The 17205-nt window shown below is 66.3% G+C and carries 16 protein-coding genes and 1 pseudogene; 9 read left to right on the top strand and 8 right to left on the bottom strand.

Annotated features, from left to right (window positions below; genetic code table 11):
- Nucleotides 1–17 precede the first annotated feature (17 nt).
- From recF to dnaA, 3 genes and pseudogenes are all read right to left on the bottom strand, one after another.
- Complete coding sequence (gene recF, locus ACIA76_RS14925) at nt 18–1229, bottom strand: DNA replication/repair protein RecF (RefSeq protein ID WP_397152331.1); 1212 nt, start codon at nt 1227–1229, stop codon at nt 18–20.
- Between the two features lie 85 nt (nt 1230–1314).
- Entirely contained in the window at nt 1315–2469 is a 1155-nt protein-coding gene (dnaN, locus tag ACIA76_RS14920) for a DNA polymerase III subunit beta (RefSeq protein WP_397152330.1), read from the bottom strand.
- An 801-nt stretch (nt 2470–3270) separates the two neighbouring features.
- Nucleotides 3271–4857 (bottom strand): annotated as a pseudogene (dnaA, locus tag ACIA76_RS14915) (chromosomal replication initiator protein DnaA); the annotation flags it as partial.
- A gap of 668 nt (nt 4858–5525) precedes the next feature.
- Here dnaA and rpmH point away from each other — a divergent pair.
- The 9 genes from rpmH to ACIA76_RS14870 all read left to right on the top strand — a co-directional run bounded on the left by rpmH (nt 5526) and on the right by ACIA76_RS14870 (nt 12600).
- Nucleotides 5526–5669 carry a 50S ribosomal protein L34 gene (rpmH, locus tag ACIA76_RS14910; RefSeq protein ID WP_003942540.1) on the top strand — a complete coding sequence of 48 codons (144 nt, stop codon included), beginning with the start codon at nt 5526–5528 and terminating at the stop codon, nt 5667–5669.
- Between the two features lie 82 nt (nt 5670–5751).
- On the top strand, nt 5752–6177 hold the full coding sequence (rnpA, locus tag ACIA76_RS14905) for a ribonuclease P protein component (RefSeq protein WP_397152329.1): 426 nt from the start codon (nt 5752–5754) through the stop codon (nt 6175–6177).
- Entirely contained in the window at nt 6174–6524 is a 351-nt protein-coding gene (yidD, locus tag ACIA76_RS14900) for a membrane protein insertion efficiency factor YidD (protein ID WP_397152328.1), read from the top strand. Before rnpA ends, yidD begins: the two co-directional genes overlap by 4 nt.
- 4 nt (nt 6525–6528) lie before the next feature.
- Entirely contained in the window at nt 6529–7629 is a 1101-nt protein-coding gene (yidC, locus tag ACIA76_RS14895) for a membrane protein insertase YidC (RefSeq protein WP_397152327.1), read from the top strand.
- 31 nt (nt 7630–7660) lie between these two features.
- A complete protein-coding gene (locus ACIA76_RS14890; RefSeq protein ID WP_397152326.1) occupies nt 7661–8224 on the top strand; it encodes a protein jag in 564 nt (187 codons plus the stop codon).
- Nucleotides 8225–8346: 122 nt separating this feature from the next.
- Entirely contained in the window at nt 8347–9099 is a 753-nt protein-coding gene (rsmG, locus tag ACIA76_RS14885; RefSeq protein ID WP_397152325.1) for a 16S rRNA (guanine(527)-N(7))-methyltransferase RsmG, read from the top strand.
- A 574-nt stretch (nt 9100–9673) separates the two neighbouring features.
- Nucleotides 9674–10639: a ParA family protein gene (locus tag ACIA76_RS14880; RefSeq protein ID WP_397152580.1), complete on the top strand. Its 966-nt coding sequence runs from the start codon at nt 9674–9676 to the stop codon at nt 10637–10639.
- Between the two features lie 4 nt (nt 10640–10643).
- Nucleotides 10644–11642 (top strand): ParB/RepB/Spo0J family partition protein, encoded by a 999-nt coding sequence (locus ACIA76_RS14875; RefSeq protein WP_397152324.1) that lies wholly within the window; start codon nt 10644–10646, stop codon nt 11640–11642.
- 211 nt (nt 11643–11853) lie between these two features.
- Complete coding sequence (locus ACIA76_RS14870) at nt 11854–12600, top strand: GNAT family N-acetyltransferase (protein ID WP_397152323.1); 747 nt, start codon at nt 11854–11856, stop codon at nt 12598–12600.
- 134 nt (nt 12601–12734) lie between these two features.
- On the opposite strand, the gene ACIA76_RS14865 is transcribed toward ACIA76_RS14870, so the two are convergent.
- From ACIA76_RS14865 to sigM, 5 genes are all read right to left on the bottom strand, one after another.
- On the bottom strand, nt 12735–13937 hold the full coding sequence (locus tag ACIA76_RS14865; protein ID WP_397152322.1) for an N-acetylmuramoyl-L-alanine amidase: 1203 nt from the start codon (nt 13935–13937) through the stop codon (nt 12735–12737).
- 243 nt (nt 13938–14180) lie between these two features.
- Entirely contained in the window at nt 14181–14507 is a 327-nt protein-coding gene (trxA, locus tag ACIA76_RS14860) for a thioredoxin (protein ID WP_397152321.1), read from the bottom strand.
- Between the two features lie 41 nt (nt 14508–14548).
- Entirely contained in the window at nt 14549–15511 is a 963-nt protein-coding gene (gene trxB / locus ACIA76_RS14855; RefSeq protein ID WP_397152320.1) for a thioredoxin-disulfide reductase, read from the bottom strand.
- Between the two features lie 87 nt (nt 15512–15598).
- The gene (locus ACIA76_RS14850; protein WP_397152319.1) at nt 15599–16435 is read right to left on the bottom strand and encodes a hypothetical protein; all 837 of its coding nucleotides are present in this window, start codon (nt 16433–16435) and stop codon (nt 15599–15601) included.
- Nucleotides 16436–16623: 188 nt separating this feature from the next.
- Nucleotides 16624–17181: an RNA polymerase sigma factor SigM gene (sigM, locus tag ACIA76_RS14845; protein ID WP_397152579.1), complete on the bottom strand. Its 558-nt coding sequence runs from the start codon at nt 17179–17181 to the stop codon at nt 16624–16626.
- Nucleotides 17182–17205 lie beyond the last annotated feature (24 nt).

Here is a 17205-nt window from a genome sequence, read left to right as displayed (position 1 = left end):
GCCGCAGCGGGCGACGGTCACGACTCGCCGGGTTCCGAGATCGCCGGAATCGCGGAGTCGACGATATGGGATGTGCGGTTGTCGGATTCGCCGGTGGTCTCCACGCGCAGCGGGGTGGCCTCGAGTTCGGGCGGGACGTCCTCGGGGACCGCAGCGGTGATGAGAACCTGTTCGGCGGTGGCGGCCACCGCTGCCAGCGCGGCGCGGCGGCGGCGGTCGAGTTCGGCGAAGACATCGTCGAGGAGTAGCACCGGATCGGTGCCGATATCGCGCAGCAGTTCGAAGGACGACAATCGCAGAGCGAGCGCGAAGGACCACGATTCCCCGTGGCTGGCAAAGCCTTTCGCCGGTGCCGAGCCGAGCATCAGCTCCAGATCGTCGCGGTGCGGCCCGACCAGGCACACCCCCCGCTCCAATTCCTTGGGACGGGCTGTGGATAACTCGCGCAGCACGATCGACTCCAGCACCTCGGCGTCGTCGGACTCCGGCGCGCGGTCGGGTTCGAGGAATTCCGGTGGGAGATAACCACTTCGGTAGCGGATGGCGGCCGCGCGCGATTCCGGCGCGATCGAACGGTAGGCCTGCTCCAGATACGGGAACAGCTCGTGCACCAGGCGCAGCCGCTGGGCCAGCAGCTGGGCGCCGTGCGCCGCCAGATGGCCGTCCCAGACGTCGAGGGTGCTCAGCTCGGCCGCCGACCCCGCGCGCGAACGCGCCTGCCGCCCAGCGGTTTTCAACAGGGCGGAGCGCTGCCGCAGCACGCGGTCGTAATCCGCGCGTACCCCGGCCAGCCTGGGTAACCGGGCTGTGCACAACTCGTCGAGGAAGCGCCGCCGCTCCGATGGATCGCCACGCACCAGCGCCAGATCCTCCGGCGCGAACAGCACCGTCTGCAGGATCCCGAGGATCTCGCGCGGCCGCCGCACCGGCGACCGATTGATCTGCGCGCGATTGGCCGCACCCTGATTCAGCTCGATATCGATGCGCAACTCACGGCCGGAATTCACCACTGTCGCACCGATCCGGGATCGCTGCGCTCCCAACCTGATCAGCGGCGCGTCGGTGGACACCCGGTGCGAGCCCAGGGTGGACAGATAGCCGAGGGCCTCCACCAGATTGGTCTTGCCGTTGCCGTTGGACCCGAGGAAAACCGTACGGCCCGAGGGCAATTCGAGATCGACCTCGGACCAGGAGCGGAAGTCCCGCAGGGTGAGCGCCCGGACGTACACGGCTCAGCCCACCCGTCGTCGCGAAATCGCCACGCGCCCAGGGTTCCTCACAGAGTTGTCAACAGTGTTCACAGATATGCGGGGATCAGCCCGGCAGGCGGACCGGCATGAGCAGGTAGATGTAATCGCTCGCCAGCGCGGGGTAGGCACCCGATTCCGAGGGCGTGGGCTCCTCCTCGACGGTCGGGCACATCACGGCCGGCCGACTCGGCGTGGTGAATCCGAAGGTCACCCGCTCCGAATGCAGTGCGGACAGACCGTCGTTGAGATAACCCGGGTTGAACGCGATGGTCAGCGGCTCGCCGCGGAAGTCGGCCTCGAGCCATTCCTCGGCGCGGCCCGCATCGTCGCCACCCGCGGACAGCTGCAGACCCTGTTCGGAGAACTCCAGCCGCACCTGGGCGCCGCGCTCGGCGACGAGGGCGACGCGCTTGATGGCCTCGATCAGGACGCTCACCTGCAGGGTCGCGATGGAGGTGTGTTCCTTGGGGAGCAATTGGCGGAACTTGGGGAATTCCGCGTCGAGCAGTCGCGTGGTGGTGCGGCGGCCGCCGTTGACGATGCCGAGCAGGCCGTCGGTGCCGGTGCCGAATGCCAACTGCACGGGGACATCCGATGTGCCCAGGGTCTTCGCGGCCTCGGACAGGGTGCGGGCCGGAACCAGCACGGCCGTCTCCACATCGTCACGACCCGGCTGCCACTCCAGATGCCGGACCGCGAGCCGGAACCGGTCGGTGGCCGCGAGGACGACCTTGGTGCCGTCGATCTCGACCCGGATGCCGGTGAGCATCGGCAACGTGTCATCGCGCCCGGCGGCGACGGCCACCTGGCCCACGGCCGCCGAGAACAGGTCGACGCCGAGTTCGCCGGTCTGCGGCGGCAACTCGGGCAGCTGGGGATAGTCCTCGACCGGCATGGTGGGCAGCGAGAACTTCGCACTGCCGCAGGCGATCAGCACGCGAGTGCCATCCACGGAGACGTCGACGGGCTTGTTGGACAACGCTTTTGTGATGTCGGCCAGCAGGCGGCCGGACACCAGTACCTGACCAGGCCCGGCGACCTCGGCGGCCACGCGCATCTGCGCGGAGACCTCGTAGTCGAAGCCGGAGACGGTCAGCCCGCTCTCATCGGCCACGAGCAGAACGCCACCGAGCACCGGCACGGGCGGGCGCGACGGCAGGCTGCGGGCCACCCAGGCGACGGATTCGGCGAAATCCTCGCGAGCGACCCGAAACTTCATGCTCTCCATCGCCCGGTTGTCCTCTCCCAAGTCTCGATCGGTCGTGATCCGGTTCGGCTCAGCGGCCGGTTCATACGGGGGGTGCTGGATCGGACGCCCCCGCATCGAAGTGTGGCACGGGCGACCGACACCAAACCGTACTCGTGTGCGTCGGTGATCACCACGTCACCCCTCCCGATGCGTGTCGTCCCCAACCCTGTCCTCGATGCGCTCTTGCCCTGAGTGAGTGAGCGCGGTCGGGTGGTCCGTCCCCGAACCGAGTTTCCACACACCCTGTTTTAAAGAGAGATCTTCTAGGAGAAGAACTGAAGTAGTAGTAGGCACTGTGGATTCTGTGGACTTCGAGCGAATCCGCTGCTCGCGGCGCGTGCCGCCATGGGGATGTCCGGCGGGTGACTCGAGGATGAACGGCGGGGCCCTGTGGAGGTTACGAATCTGTTCATGCGCTGTCCTCGAGTCATCCTCGAGTTCTTCCATGTCTGGACCGGGGTTGTGCACACATGTGCGCAAGTACGGGGACAACTCGAGGATTCCTCGAGGAGCTGACAAGGACTCCTCGAGGAATCCACAACCCTGTACGGGGATTCGGGCAGCTCAGTGCCGGTGGATGAATCAGCCTGTGCGAACTGTGTACTACCGGGTGTGAGTGAAGCCGTCAACGACCCTCACGCCCAACTGTGGGTAAACCGGTGGAGAACGGTGGGATTCCTCGAGGACTCCACAAGGATTCCTCGAGGAATCCACAACACGAAAAAGCCGATCCGCCCAGGTCATTCGGGTGGATCGGCTTGTGGAGGGAATTCAGCGGGAGCGCTGTTTGATTCGGGCTGTGAGTTCCTGAACCTGGTCGTACACCCGGCGCCGCTCGGTCATCTCCTTGCGGACCTTCTTCTCGGCGTACATGACCGTCGTGTGGTCGCGCCCGAAGGCCTGACCGATCTTCGGCAGCGACAGATCGGTCAGCTCGCGGGACAGATACATCGCGATCTGCCGCGCCTGCGCCAGCGGCCGCGCCTTACCGGGCCCGGTCAGCTCCTCGAGCGTGGTGTTGAAGTACTCCGCGGTGACGGCCATGATCGTCGACGCGGTGATCTCGATCGTGCTGGTATCGGGCATCAGATCCCGCAGCACCAGCTCGGCCAGCGACAGATCCAGCGACTGCCCGTTGAGCGAGGCGAAGGCGGTCACGCGGATCAGCGCGCCCTCCAATTCGCGGATGTTGCGCTCGACCCGGCTCGCGATCAGCTCCAGCACATCGTGCGGCACGTCGAGGCGATCCATCCGAGCCTTCTTGCGCAGGATCGCGATTCGAGTCTCGAGCTCCGGCGGCTGCACATCGGTGATCAGGCCCCATTCGAACCGCGTGCGTAGCCGCTCCTCCAGCGTGGCCAGCTGCTTGGGCGGCCGATCCGAGGAGACCACGATCTGCTTGTTCGCGTTGTGCAGGGTGTTGAAGGTGTGGAAGAACTCCTCCTGGATGCCTTCCTTACCCTCGATGAACTGGATGTCGTCGACCAGCAGGATGTCGGTCTCGCGATAGCGGCGCTTGAACGCCACCTTGCGGTCGTCGCGCAGGCTGTTGATGAAGTCGTTGGTGAATTCCTCGGTCGACACGTACTTCACCCGCATGCCCGGGAACAGCCGCTGGGCGTAGTGACCGGCCGCGTGCAGCAGATGCGTCTTGCCCAAACCCGAAGCGCCCCAGACGAACAGCGGATTGTAGGCCCGGGCCGGCGCCTCGGCGATCGCCACCGCGGCGGCGTGCGCGAACCGGTTGGAGGCGCCGATGACGAACGTCTCGAAGGTGTACTTGGAGTTCAGGCTGGCCGAGGGGCTCGCGGGCGCCGTCGCCGAGGGCTCGGGCGATTTGGTGAAGTAGGTCGGCCACGAGTTGCGCACGCTGACGACCGGTTCGTCCTCGCCGGATTCCTCCCCGCCGCCGGGCCGACGCGCGCCGGCATCGCTCTCGGTGGTGAACAGCGACTCCTGTCCCGGCGGATTGGCCGCCGGGTGGGCCGAGTGCATCTCCATCTCACGGCGAGCGGATGTGGCAGGTTCCACTCCGGACGGGTCCGGCAATTCTCCGGCCATCGGTGTGGCGGAGAACTCACCCTGGGGATAGTCGGGTCGAGCGGGGTAGTCGGCTGGGGACAGATAGCGCGGTGCGGCGTAGTCGGCGGGTCCGGGATACTCCGCCGCGGCGGAATAGGCCACCGATTCGCGCGGCGCCTCGCGCACCCGTTCCGGCCGCGATGTGAGTCGTGCGTGGCGCGGCGGACCGGCCGGGCGATCGGCCGGCGGGGTGGTCGGCGCGGCGATGCGGACACCGAGTCCCTCGACCTGAGGACCCAGTCGGCGGGCCAGTGAGCGCAGGATCGGCTCGCGCAGATCGCGTTCGATCGCCTCCTGTGCGAGTGAGGAGGGCACCGAGAGCAGTGCGAAGCCCTGGGCCACCGTCAGTGGCTTGACCAGGCCTAACCAGGCCTTTTGAGCATTGGTCACCGGCGGAATGGCGCCATCGGCCGAGCCGGTTGTAAGCTCTGCCACCACCTCGTGCCACACAGCGGTCAACACGTTCTGCTCGTCGTCCACGTACGTTTTCCTCCCCGGAATAGGTAGATAGGAGCAGACGGTCGGAACCCGCCCGCATCCCCCGTCAGCGCGGGCGCTCGGCATGGCCGTCGGCCCTACGAATATGCCACTCCAGGGGTCTTTCCACACAATTATCCACAGATGTGGAGAACCACAAGGATGTGAGTCGCGCCGTGGCGAGCCGTCGCGGCCGGTCCGGACCTGCGCTTCTATAGCAATCCCCTGGCTACGCGGCGCGGACATGGGCGTGTCGCGGTGTCGAGCCGGGTTCACGGGCACCCCGAGTTTGACCCCGATCGGCCCGATCAGTACCCTCGTACAGTCACCCATTGATGCGGTGGCGGCTGCTTGCTGCCCGTGCCGCGATGGGCGTTGCACCGACGAGGCACTCGTCGCGCGCATACCAGTTTCATCGATAAGCTTCGAGCGCCGTACGGCGCTCACCAACTCGAGGAGTGTTGACCGTGGCCAAGGGCAAGCGGACGTTCCAGCCGAACAACCGTCGTCGGGCGCGGGTCCACGGTTTCCGTCTTCGGATGCGGACCCGTGCGGGCCGTGCCATCGTGTCGGCGCGCCGTCGCAAGGGCCGCGATTCGCTGACGGCCTGATCCACCGGCACCGGGTTCGGCGTCATGTCTGATTCGCCGTTCGGTCCGTTATCTCCCGCCCGTTACGCGCTCGGACACTCGGGTGTTGCCTGAGCCGTATCGGCTGCATCATCGTGCCGATTTCTCCCGGACGGTGCGGCGTGGCCGGCGAATCGGGAGGCGTGATCTCGTCGTGCACGTGCTGTTGTCGAACGAGGCGGACTCCGACGCCGCGGCTCCGGCCGTGCGAATCGGTGGGCCGCGCTTCGGACTTATCGTCAGCAAGGCGGTGGGCTCCGCGGTGATTCGTCATCGCGTGGCCCGCCGCCTGCGTCATATCTGCGACCCGCTCATCGGCGAACTGCCGGAGGAGACGGATGTCGTGATTCGTGCGCTGCCCGGTGCGGCGCATACCGACTCCGCCGAATTGGAGCGGCAGCTGCGCGCCGCGTTGCGCAAACTCGTTCCGGCCGTGACCGTCCCCGAGACCGATCCTGTCGGATCGTTCGATCCGGGTGGATCGTCATGAGCCTGCGCACGCTGACTCGGCTGCCGTCCCACGCGCTGATCTTTCTCATCGAGCTGTACCGGACCTATGTCTCCCCTACCCGCATGCCGGTGTGTCGGTTCACCCCCACCTGCAGTGAGTACGCGGTGACCGCACTGCGCACCCGCGGCCTGTTCGTCGGGCTCGGACTGACGGTCGTGCGTCTGGCCAAATGTGCTCCCTGGCACCCTGGTGGGTGGGACCCCGTTCCGCCGTCCCGGCGAGCCGGGGCAGCCGCCGAGCCGACGGGCGACGAAGTGGCCGAACACAAGCCTGTAAAAGGGTCGCCGCACGCGGTGACCGGCGATACGACGGACGGGAGTACATAGAGCCGTGCTCGATTTCATTTATTATCCGGTGTCTTGGATCTTGTGGTTCTGGCATCGGGTCTTCGGGTTCGCGCTGGGCTCGGACAACGGCCTGGCCTGGGCGCTGGCCGTGGTGTTCCTTGTCTTCACGCTGCGGTTGGTGCTGTACGTACCGTTCGTGAAGCAGGTTCGCACCACCCGGCAGATGCAGGAGTTGCAGCCGCAGATCAAGGAGCTGCAGCGCAAGTACAAGAACGATCGCCAGAAGATGGCGGTCGAGATGCAGAAGCTGCAGAAGGAACACGGCTTCAATCCGCTCATGGGCTGTCTGCCCGTGCTGGCGCAGGTGCCGGTGTTCATCGGTCTGTATCACGTGTTGCGCTCGTTCAACCGAGTGGGCGGCGCCAGCGGTATCGGCGGTTTCGGGCACAGCGGCGGCATGACCGCGGCGCAGAACGCCATGACCCCGAACTACGTCTTCAACGCCGACGATGTGCAGTCGTTCCTGCGGGCCCGGATCTTCGGCGCCCCGATCTCGGCGGCGATCACCACGCCCAAGGCGCAGTTGGAAGCCTTCGCGGACTTCGGCGGTATTCCGCATATGGCCAATATGGCCGCGGTCGCCATTCCGCTGATGCTCATCGCGGGCCTCGCGACCCACTTCAACGCACGCGCCTCGGTCGCCCGGCAGAGCGCGGAGGCCGCGGCCAATCCGCAGGCCGCGATCATGAACAAGATGGCGCTGTGGGTCTTCCCGCTCGGTGTGGTCGTCGGTGGTCCGTTCCTGCCGATCGCCATCCTCATCTACTGGGTCTCGAACAACATGTGGACCTACGGGCAGCAGCATCTGGTGTTCGGTCGCATCGAGAAGGAAGAGGAGCAGAAGAAGCAGGACGCCCTCGAGCGCCGTGCCGCGAATGCTCCCAAGCCCGGTGCCAAGCCTGTCGATCAGAAGAAGAAGCCGACCGATGCGCCGGTGGTCGACGCGGAGGTGACGGAGCCGTCGCCGAACGGGACCGCCAAGCCCGCGAACAAGGCCAACGCGTCCTCGGGTAGATCGACGGGCCAGGGCAACCGCAAGCGATCCGGTAATCGAGGCCGCGCCAATCAGAAGCGACGTCGTTAGACGACCGACGATGCAGATTGAGGAAACGACAATGACTGTTGAGACCGACGGAGGAGACGCCACAGTGGCGACGACGATCGCGGACACCGAGCCGGACGCGGTGGACGAGGTGGACGAGGAGGCGAGCGATACCGAGGAGGCGCTCATCGAGGAGGGCGAGATCGCCGGTGATTACCTCGAGCAGCTTCTGGATGTCCTCGACTTCGACGGCGATATCGATCTCGATGTCGAGGGCGACCGTGCGGTGGTGAGCATCGACGGTGGCCGCGATCTGTCGAAGCTGGTGGGGCGGCGCGGTGAGGTCCTGGACGCGTTGCAGGAGCTGACCCGGCTGGCCGTGCAACAGGCGACCGGCGTGCGCAGCAGGCTGATGCTCGACGTCGCAGGCTGGCGGGCCGGTCGGCGTTCGGAGCTGAGCACGCTCGGCACCGAGACCGCCCAGCGGGTGCTGGAGTCGGGTAAGCCGGAGTCGTTGTCGGCGATGACCCCGTTCGAGCGCAAGATCGTGCACGATGCGGTGGCGTCCGTCGAGGGCGTCATGAGTGAGAGCGAGGGCGTAGAGCCGAATCGGCACGTGGTCGTGCTGCCGGCCTGATCGCCATCGAAAGTCGTTGCGGGGCCCCCGGTTTCTTCGAGCCGGGGGCCTACGCTTGTCCGGGGGGCTGTCGCATGGACGAACCCTCGGACGCCCCGTCGATCTCTTCGAGTTTCGGAAGGATGTTTCACGTGGAACGAGGCACCGGTGTGACGAACGCGGACCACTCCCCCGAGCCGTTCGATGCGGTGGCCGCGGTCGAGCCGCCTCCCATCGCGGCACAGGTTTTCGGTGAGCGGCTCGAGCTGGCGAAGCGGTATCACGCCGTGCTGGCCACCATCGGGGTCGAGCGCGGGCTGATCGGACCGCGTGAGATTCCCCGGCTCTGGGAGCGTCACATCCTCAACTGTGCGGTGGTGGGTGAGCTCATTCCTGTCGGCGCGACCGTGGTGGATATCGGTAGCGGCGCCGGACTGCCCGGCATCCCGCTCGCCATCGCCCGGCCCGATCTTCGGATCACGCTTGTCGAGCCGCTGTTGCGGCGGACCATCTTTCTGGCCGAGTTCATCGAGGCGGCCGGGCTCGAGGTGACGGTCGTCCGGGGGCGGGCCGAGCAGCTGGATGTTAGGAAGGAGGCGGGCGGCGCGGATGTGGTGACGTCCCGGGCGGTTGCTCCGCTGGCGAAACTGGCGAAGTGGTCGCTCCCGCTCGTGCACGACCACGGTCGGATGCTCGCGCTCAAGGGATCCAGTGCCGCCGAGGAATTGGAGCGCGACCGAACGGATCTCACTCGCGCGGGCGGCGGTAATGCGGAGGTGGTCGAGTGTGGTGTCGGCATCATTACGCCGCCGACGGTCGTCCTCAGTGTCGAACGGCTGCCGCGTTCAGAACGTCCGAGTCGCAAGTCCGTCCGTCGCGCTCGGAAGCCCGAATGACGCTCGGCGCTTGTTTCATGTGAAACATCGCGGGGGCCTATCGCCTTCGCTCCCGGCATGTTTCACATGAAACAAGGAACTCCCGCCTTCCCCCTCCTGGATGCCCCTCTCGATTGCCTCTGTATGCGGGTCCGGCCGATGTGTTGCGCGCAGTCCCCCTCTTCCTCTTGGCGCCTGCCGAACGACAGCCCTCGCTCCGATCACCTGCATGCGGGTCCGGCTGATGTGTTGCTCTGTGGCGCTTGGGTGTTGTCGGCCGGGATCGGCTTCCCTCTGTTTCATGTGAAACATCGATCGAGGGAACGGCGATTCGACCGATTCTTCGCGTGTCGCAGAAGGATTGCCGCGGTTCAACTTCCGTATCGTGTCGAGTACTGGCAAGCTAGGTGTCGTCGAGCGTGAGCGCAGATTTGCGGTGCCCGACAGGCTCGCCAGGAAGCAACCGCGCTCCGCTTGCTCGAGCCCGGCGGCGCTGAAGCTGCCTGGGCACGTGTCTGAAGTTCTCGGGTTAGGAGCCTGTATGTCTAAAGGTCCGGCGAATGTTTCACGGGAAACAACATCGCGCGTGCCCGGAATGTTGGACGGCAGCGTCGATATGGACGAGTTCGGGCGCACTCCCTTCGGGAACATATCCGCCGCCGAGACTCCTATCGCCGCGGAGGCTCAGCGTGCCAGTCAGGTGCTGCACCCCGGCTCCATGACGATCCCGAAGCCGCGCGAACAGCGCATCATCACTATCGCCAATCAGAAGGGCGGGGTCGGCAAGACGACCACCGCCGTGAATCTCGCCGCCGCACTCGCGCTGCAGGGCATGACCGTGCTCGTCATCGACCTCGATCCGCAGGGCAATGCCAGTACCGCGCTGGGCGTGGAACATCATTCGGGTGTGCCGTCCAGCTATGAACTGCTCATCGGCGAGATCTCGGTCCAGGACGCGATTCAGCGCAGCCCGCATAATGAGCGCCTGCTGTGCATTCCCGCGACCATCGATCTGGCCGGTGCCGAGATCGAGCTGGTCTCGATGGTGGCCCGCGAGGGGCGGCTCAAGGCGGCCATCCAGGAGGCGAATATCGCGGGCTACGACATCGATTACGTGATGATCGACTGCCCGCCCTCGCTGGGCCTGCTGACCGTGAACGCCATGGTCGCTGCCCGCGAGGTGCTGATCCCGATCCAGTGCGAGTATTACGCGCTGGAGGGTGTCGGCCAGCTGCTCCGCAATATCGGCCTGGTGCAGGCGCATCTCAATCCCGAACTACACGTCTCGACCGTCGTTCTCACGATGTACGACGGGCGTACCAAGCTGGCCGATCAGGTCGCCGAGGAAGTGCGCGGGCACTTCGGCGATGTGGTGTTGCGATCGGTGATTCCGCGCAGTGTGAAGGTGTCCGAGGCGCCGGGGTACGGAATGACCGTGCTCGACTACGATCCGGGCTCGCGCGGTGCGATGAGCTATCTGGATGCCGGTCGGGAGATCGCGGCCAGGTCCGTGCCGGCGGCACATGCGGCGAATGGTGTGAACGAGGAGAGGGGTCGGTAGGCCGATGACTCAGGCGAAGAAGGGTGGATTAGGGCGCGGGCTTGCCGCGCTGATCCCGACCGGGCCGACCGAGGTGCAGGGGCTCGGCAGTGCGGCCGCGAATGCGGTGATCGGACTCGATCCGATCGGTCCGCATCCGGCCTCGGCCTATCTGCATCGGGTCCCGGATCCGGGCGAGGACACTGATGCCGGAGCGATCTATCGCGAGATTCCGCCGGATCAGATCGAGCCGAACCCGAAGCAGCCGCGGTCGAATTTCGATCCCGAGCCGCTGGAGGAATTGGTCCACTCCATCCGCGAATTCGGCCTCATGCAGCCGATCGTGGTTCGTCAGCTCGACTCCTCCCCCACTCCGCGCTATCAGCTTGTCATGGGCGAGCGCCGGTGGCGGGCCAGCCAGGAGGCGGGCCTGTCTGCTATTCCGGCGATCGTGCGCGAGACCGCTGACGGGTCGATGCTGCGCGACGCGCTGCTGGAGAACATCCACCGCGTGCAGCTGAACGCGATCGAAGAGGCATCGGCCTATCAGCAGCTGCTCGAGGAGTTCGAGGTCACGCACGAGGAGTTGGCCTCGCGCATCGGCCGATCCCGGCCGGTCGTCACCAATATGATCCGGCTGCTGAAGCTCCCGATTCCGGTGCAGCGGCGAGTGGCCGCCGGTGTCCTGTCCGCCGGGCACGCTCGCGCCGTGCTCGGCCTGGAGGCCGGTGCCGAGGCGCAGGAGATGCTGGCGGAACGAATTGTGGCCGAGGGGCTTTCGGTGCGCGCCACCGAGGAGGCCGTCCTGCTGGCCAACAAGTATCCGGAGGAGGAGAAGAAGCCTCCGGCCGAACGCAAGCCCATGCAGCAGCCCGGTGTGGACCGGCTCGAGGCGCGGCTGTCGGACTCCTTCGATACACGCGTCGCGATCAGTATGGGCAAGAAGAAGGGCAAGATCGTGATCGAATTCGGCGGTCCGGCCGATCTCGAACGCATTGTTACCTTGATGGACCCGAACCGGTAGTTTCGAAGGGTGTGAACGGTCGAAATGGCCGCGGCACGGCCATGACTACCACCCTGGCGCCGAAACGTCACTGTGACGATGCCGGGCTTGTGATCCTGAAGAACAGCAGATGGGAAATGAGGCGGTTCGCGTTGATCGCTTATTCTTGGCGAGCAGATATTGATGCGACGTGAGTGTGGACGAATCGGATAGCTGGAGGCTGAGCAGAGCGGTGTCGACCAGCGTGACCGCACTGACCCTCGACGGGTTGGACAAACTCCCCGCACACGCCCGCAGGTGCGTGTTCTGGGAGATCGACCCGGCCGTGGCCGAGGACTCCCGGGAATTCAGCGATCCGGTCTTCGAGAAGGAAGCATGGCTGTCCACGGTCATGCTCGAATGGGGGTCGTGCGGTCAGATCGCCTCGGTGAGTGATCAGCCCGTCGGCTGCGCCCTGTACGCGCCGCCGAGTGCCGTGCCGCGTGCCTCCCTGTTCCCCACCTCTCCGGTGAGCCCGGATGCGGTGCTGCTGACCACGCTGCGCACCGAATCCCCGTATCAGGACACCGACATTGCCAACCGCCTGATTCAGTCCGTGGTGGCCGATCTGGTGCGCCGTGGTGTCCGGGCGATCGAGGCATTCGGACTTCGCAAGGATCCGGCGGCCACGATGCTGCCGACCCGTGCGATCAGCTCGATGATGCTCATGGAACGGATTGACACCCCCGCCCTCGGCCTGCCCTCGGCGGGCGGATCGGCGTCCCGGCGAGGGTTGGAGGCCTGCTCCCCGGAGAGCTGCATGATCGATGCCGACTTCCTGGAGGACGTCGGTTTCAAGGTGGTGGCCTCGCATCAGCGATTCCCCCGGCTGCGGCTGGAGCTCGACAGCGATCACCTCTGGAAAGAGGATGTGGAGCGGGCGCTGGATCAACTGCTCGCGGCAGCCTCGATGACGTCGGCTTCCCGGGTGAGCTGTTAGCTCTCCCCCAGGACGATTCGATGGGTACCTCGTCGGGCACGCCCGAATTCGATCGGTACCAACGCAGGACCTGTGATCGATTCGAGCGGCGCCCGACTTGTATGGCCTGACACTCGGAGAGGTGGGCCGGTGACCTACATCCGGTCGGCGGCGGCCAGTTCCTCGGCGAGCAGTTCCGCGAAGGTGTATGTGCCCGTGGGCTGATCGTCCTGGCCGAGCAGATACAGCCGCTTCACGGAGATGAGAATGGCCTCGGCGATGACATCGCGCATGCGGGGATTGGTCAGCACCGTGGCGTCGTAATCGTTGGTGAGATAACCGATGTCGACCTGCACGGTCGGCATCTTGGTGAGCCGCAACAGATCCCAGGTACGCGCGTGGGTTCGACAGTCCTGCAATGAGGTTCGGGCGACGATCTCGCGCTGGATGAAGCCGGCCAGCACCTGGCCGATCATCGAGACCGAGCCGTGTGAATTACCGAAGTGGAAGCCGGCGACGCCGCTGGCCAACGGGCTCGGATTGGTCGCGCAGCGCAGCGAGATCATCAGATCCGCGTCGAAGGTGTTGGAAGTCTCGGCGCGCTCGGCATCGGTCGGATTGGCGCCCCACGGGCGGGACAGGAACGTCTCCATACCGGTGGCCGCCATCCGGCCCTCCAGCCGGCTGGCCAGATCCCAGAGGATCTCCGATTCGTACACGTCGCCGAATTCGGTGGGGACGGCGAAACCCTTATCGGGGCCGCCCAGACCCGGGTCGATGACGATGCGCTTACCGGTCAGCTGCGGCCCGGCCCGGTGCACGACCTCCTCCTCGGCGATCCGATGCGGATTGCCGCCGGTGACGCGCGCGCCCAGCTGTTCCAGGGACCGCAGCGTGTCGGGGCCGCAGATACCGTCGGAGGACAGGCCGATCTCGCGCTGGAACGCCGTGAGCGCATCGTGGGTGTGCGGGCCGAAGTAGCCGTCTACGCGGTGCACGTAGTACCCCAGATCCTGCAGGCGGCGCTGCAGGGTGGCGACATCGTCGCCGTACAGCGGTGCGGACAGCTGATAGATCAGGGTGCGGGCGCCCAGTCGATAGGACGCCTCCTTCAGCGCGCGATACGTGGCCGGGCCGACGACGCCGTCGACGAGCAGGCCACGATGCTGCTGGAACGCGCGCACGGCGGAATCGAGGTCGTGATCGAAAACGGCATCGGAATCCTTCCAGTACTCGCTGCTCCGGGAGGCGTCGGTATCGGCTCCGTTCGGGCGCATGTGTAAGAACCCGAGACTTGCCAGGGTGCTCCGAACCTCAGCGACGGCTGGACCGGTATCGCCGTGACGAAGTCGGTGCATGCGTGAGAGCCCTTTCCTTCCGCCAACCCGGGTACCCACTCATGCGACGGCGTAACACCCTCGCACGACCGGTGCGTCGGTCGATTGTCTCAGACCCGGACCGAATTTCGGCAATTCTCCGAGTGCGCAGGATTGGACTCGGCGCCGAAATACTACCCATCCCTCGGCGCCGTGCGGGGCCGAAGGCTACAGCTGAGACTTAAGCAACGGCCGCGACTACGGCGAGAATTCATCCGACGCTCGTCAGATGACACCCTCCAGTTCGCGCAGCAGGGCGGCCTTGCCCTTGGCTCCGACGATCCGCTTGGCCTCCTTGCCCTCGGCGAACAGGATCATCGTGGGCAGGGCCAGCACGCCGTAGTCACGCGAGGTCGTCGGGTTGGCGTCCGCGTCGAGCTTGGCCACCGTGAGTTTGTCGCTGTAGGCGGCGGCGATCTCCTCCAGCACCGGGGCGACCATCTTGCACGGGCCGCACCAGTCCGCCCAGAAATCGACGAGAACCGGCTTGTCGCTGGCCAATACGTCCTGGGCGAAGGTTGCATCGGTCACGGTCTTGGTGACGTCGGACATGGTTGAACTCCTGTGGTTCAGTGGGCGGTGACTTCCACCGGCTAGCCGGCGTGGTCGAGCGTGTTGCGGGTGATGTCGCCCTTCTCGGCGAGCCAGCGCTCCGCGTCGATGGCCGAGCGGCAGCCGGTGCCCGCGGCGGTGATCGCCTGGCGGTAGGTGTGATCGACCAGATCGCCCGCGGCGAAGACGCCCTCGATCGTGGTGGCGGTCGACGGATCCCGCACCAGCACGTAGCCCTCATCGTCGAGATCGACCTGGCCGCGCACCAATTCGCTGCGCGGGTCGTGGCCGATGGCGACGAACAGGCCGGTCGCGGCCAGTTCCGAGGTCTCGCCGGTCGCGGTGTCGCGCAGCGTCAGGCTGGTGACGCTGCTCTCGCCGTGCACCTCGAGGATGTCCGCGTTGGTGATGAAGCGGATCTTCTCGTTGGCCTTGGCGCGCTCCAGCATGATGCGCGAGGCGCGGAACTCCTCGCGGCGATGCACGATGGTGACGCTCGCGGCGAACTTGGTGAGGAAGGTCGCCTCCTCCATGGCCGAATCGCCGCCACCGACGACCACGATGTCCTGGCCCTTGAAGAAGAAGCCGTCACAGGTCGCGCAGGCGCTCACACCGCGGCCGAGCAGGCGCTGCTCGCCCGGGACGTTCAGATAGCGGGCGGCCGAGCCCATCGCGAGGATGATCGCGTAGGCCTGATAGGTCTCCCCGCCCACGGTGACCGACTTGATCGGGCCGGACAGGTCGATGGCATCCACATCCTCGGTGCGGATATCCGCGCCGAAGCGCTTGGCCTGCTCGCGCATCTCCTCCATGAGATCGGGGCCCATGATGCCGTCGCGGAATCCGGGGAAGTTCTCCACCTCGGTCGTCGTCATCAGGGCGCCACCGAATTGGGTGCCCTCGAACAGCAGCGGCTCGAGTTCGGCGCGGGCGGCGTAGACGGCAGCGGTATAGCCGGCCGGGCCGGAGCCGACGATGATCAGATCGCGAACAGGCGTACTCATGGGGCCCTTCCGAAGAGGTTCGTCAACTGGCGTGTCAGTCAACAACAGGGTAAACGCTGTTGTTCCCCGAACACCGGGCTCGGTCGGTCAGCCCCCGATGTCCTGGGTCGCCAGGATCTGCGGATCCCCTGTGCGGCAACCGGTTCCCACGATGAGGACGGTGATCCTCGGCGCGCGGGGGCCGGTGAGCAGGATCAGGACCGCGGGCTGTTTGGCGTAGGTCACATTCATCGAGCCGAGAATCTGACGGCCCGGAATCGCGGCGGCCGCGCAGCTGGTCAGGGCGGCGGTGGAGGACAGCGGACCGGTCACGTCGTGGCGGCCCATGGCGCTCAGGATCATCCCGGTGGACATATCGCCCTCGTCGAGGGCCACGGTGGGAGATGGCTTGGCGGGCAAGGCATTCGGCGGGGTGTCCTTACCGCGCACGGCGTCCACGGCGACCAGGGAGCCCGCGATCACGGCGACGGCCGCCGCGGCGGCGGTGAGCCAGCGCAGGCGGCGGGAGCGGCGCCCATCCAGGCGGATGGGCTCATCGGGCTCGAGCGCCTCCACCAGCGGCATGGGACGGGTGCTCGGGGGCGCGTCGGCGGGTTCGGAGCGCGGCTGCGGTGCGGTGACCGGGAGGTGATGCACGGTCGCCACATGCTCATCGGAGGGCGTGGGGCGGGACAGATCCTCCAGCAGTCGGTCGAGGCGGGCGCTGACGGGGCCGGGCATCGGATGGAAGACGCGGGAATCGTTGGTGAGCATGCGCAGCTGGCACTGGACATCGTCCAGATCGCGCAGGTAGTTCAGCGCCTGAGGGTCCTCGCGGACCTGGGGCCACAGCTGTTCGGACAGTTCGGGCGGCAGGTTGTCGGCATGCAGATCGGCGAGCAGATCCGTGGAGAAGGGCGGTTGCGGCATCGAGCGCGCTGCCATCGCACCTCCTGAATTCTGTCCGCCATCCCGTGCCCCGGGCCGGCGCCGCCGTGCGGTGGCTTCGCCCTTGTCGTCCATCGCCTCTCCGGGTCGGGCCTCACGTATTCGGTATCCGTACTACCCATCGAGGATGGGGGCTACGCGTACGACGAGTGTTTTCGTCCGTCTCTAGTAATGACGCATCTGGACTACATCCGGTTCCCAGGGTTGCGCAGGAATCCCAGCTCCTGCTTCAACCGCTTGCGGCCGCGGGCACACCGGCTCTTGATCGTGCCCTCGGCAACGCCGAGCAGCTGTGCCGCCTCCGCTACGGTATACCCCTCCATATCGATCGCAACCAACGCGGCGCGCTGATCGGCGGGCAGCGTGAACAGCGCGGCGTCGACCACCATCGACGTCTCCCGATGCGCGATATCGTCACGCTCCACGGCCGGCTCGGCCACGGTCTCATCGGACAGTGACACGCTCGCGCGCGACTTGTTGCGCCGGATGCGATCCAGGCACGCGTTGACCACGATGCGATGCAGCCAGCTGCGGACCTCGGCCTCGCCGCGGAAGCCGGCGGCGTTGCGATGTGCCGACAGCAGTGCGTCCTGTAGTGAATCGGCGGCGTCCTCGGCGGTGTAGGACGTGCGCAGGGCCACCTGCCAGAGATGGTCGTAATGGCGACGGAACAGCACGGCGAAGGCATGTGGATTGCCCGTGGCGTGGGCGTCCAGTAGTTGACGGTCGGTGGCCTCGCCCAGCCCGAACGAGCGGTGCCGGACGGT

Origin of the sequence: Nocardia sp. NPDC051570 (assembly GCF_044454005.1) — a bacterium.
Lineage (GTDB): Bacteria > Actinomycetota > Actinomycetes > Mycobacteriales > Mycobacteriaceae > Nocardia.
Note: the sequence above shows the minus strand (reverse complement) of the source record. Positions and strands in the feature narration are given on the sequence as shown.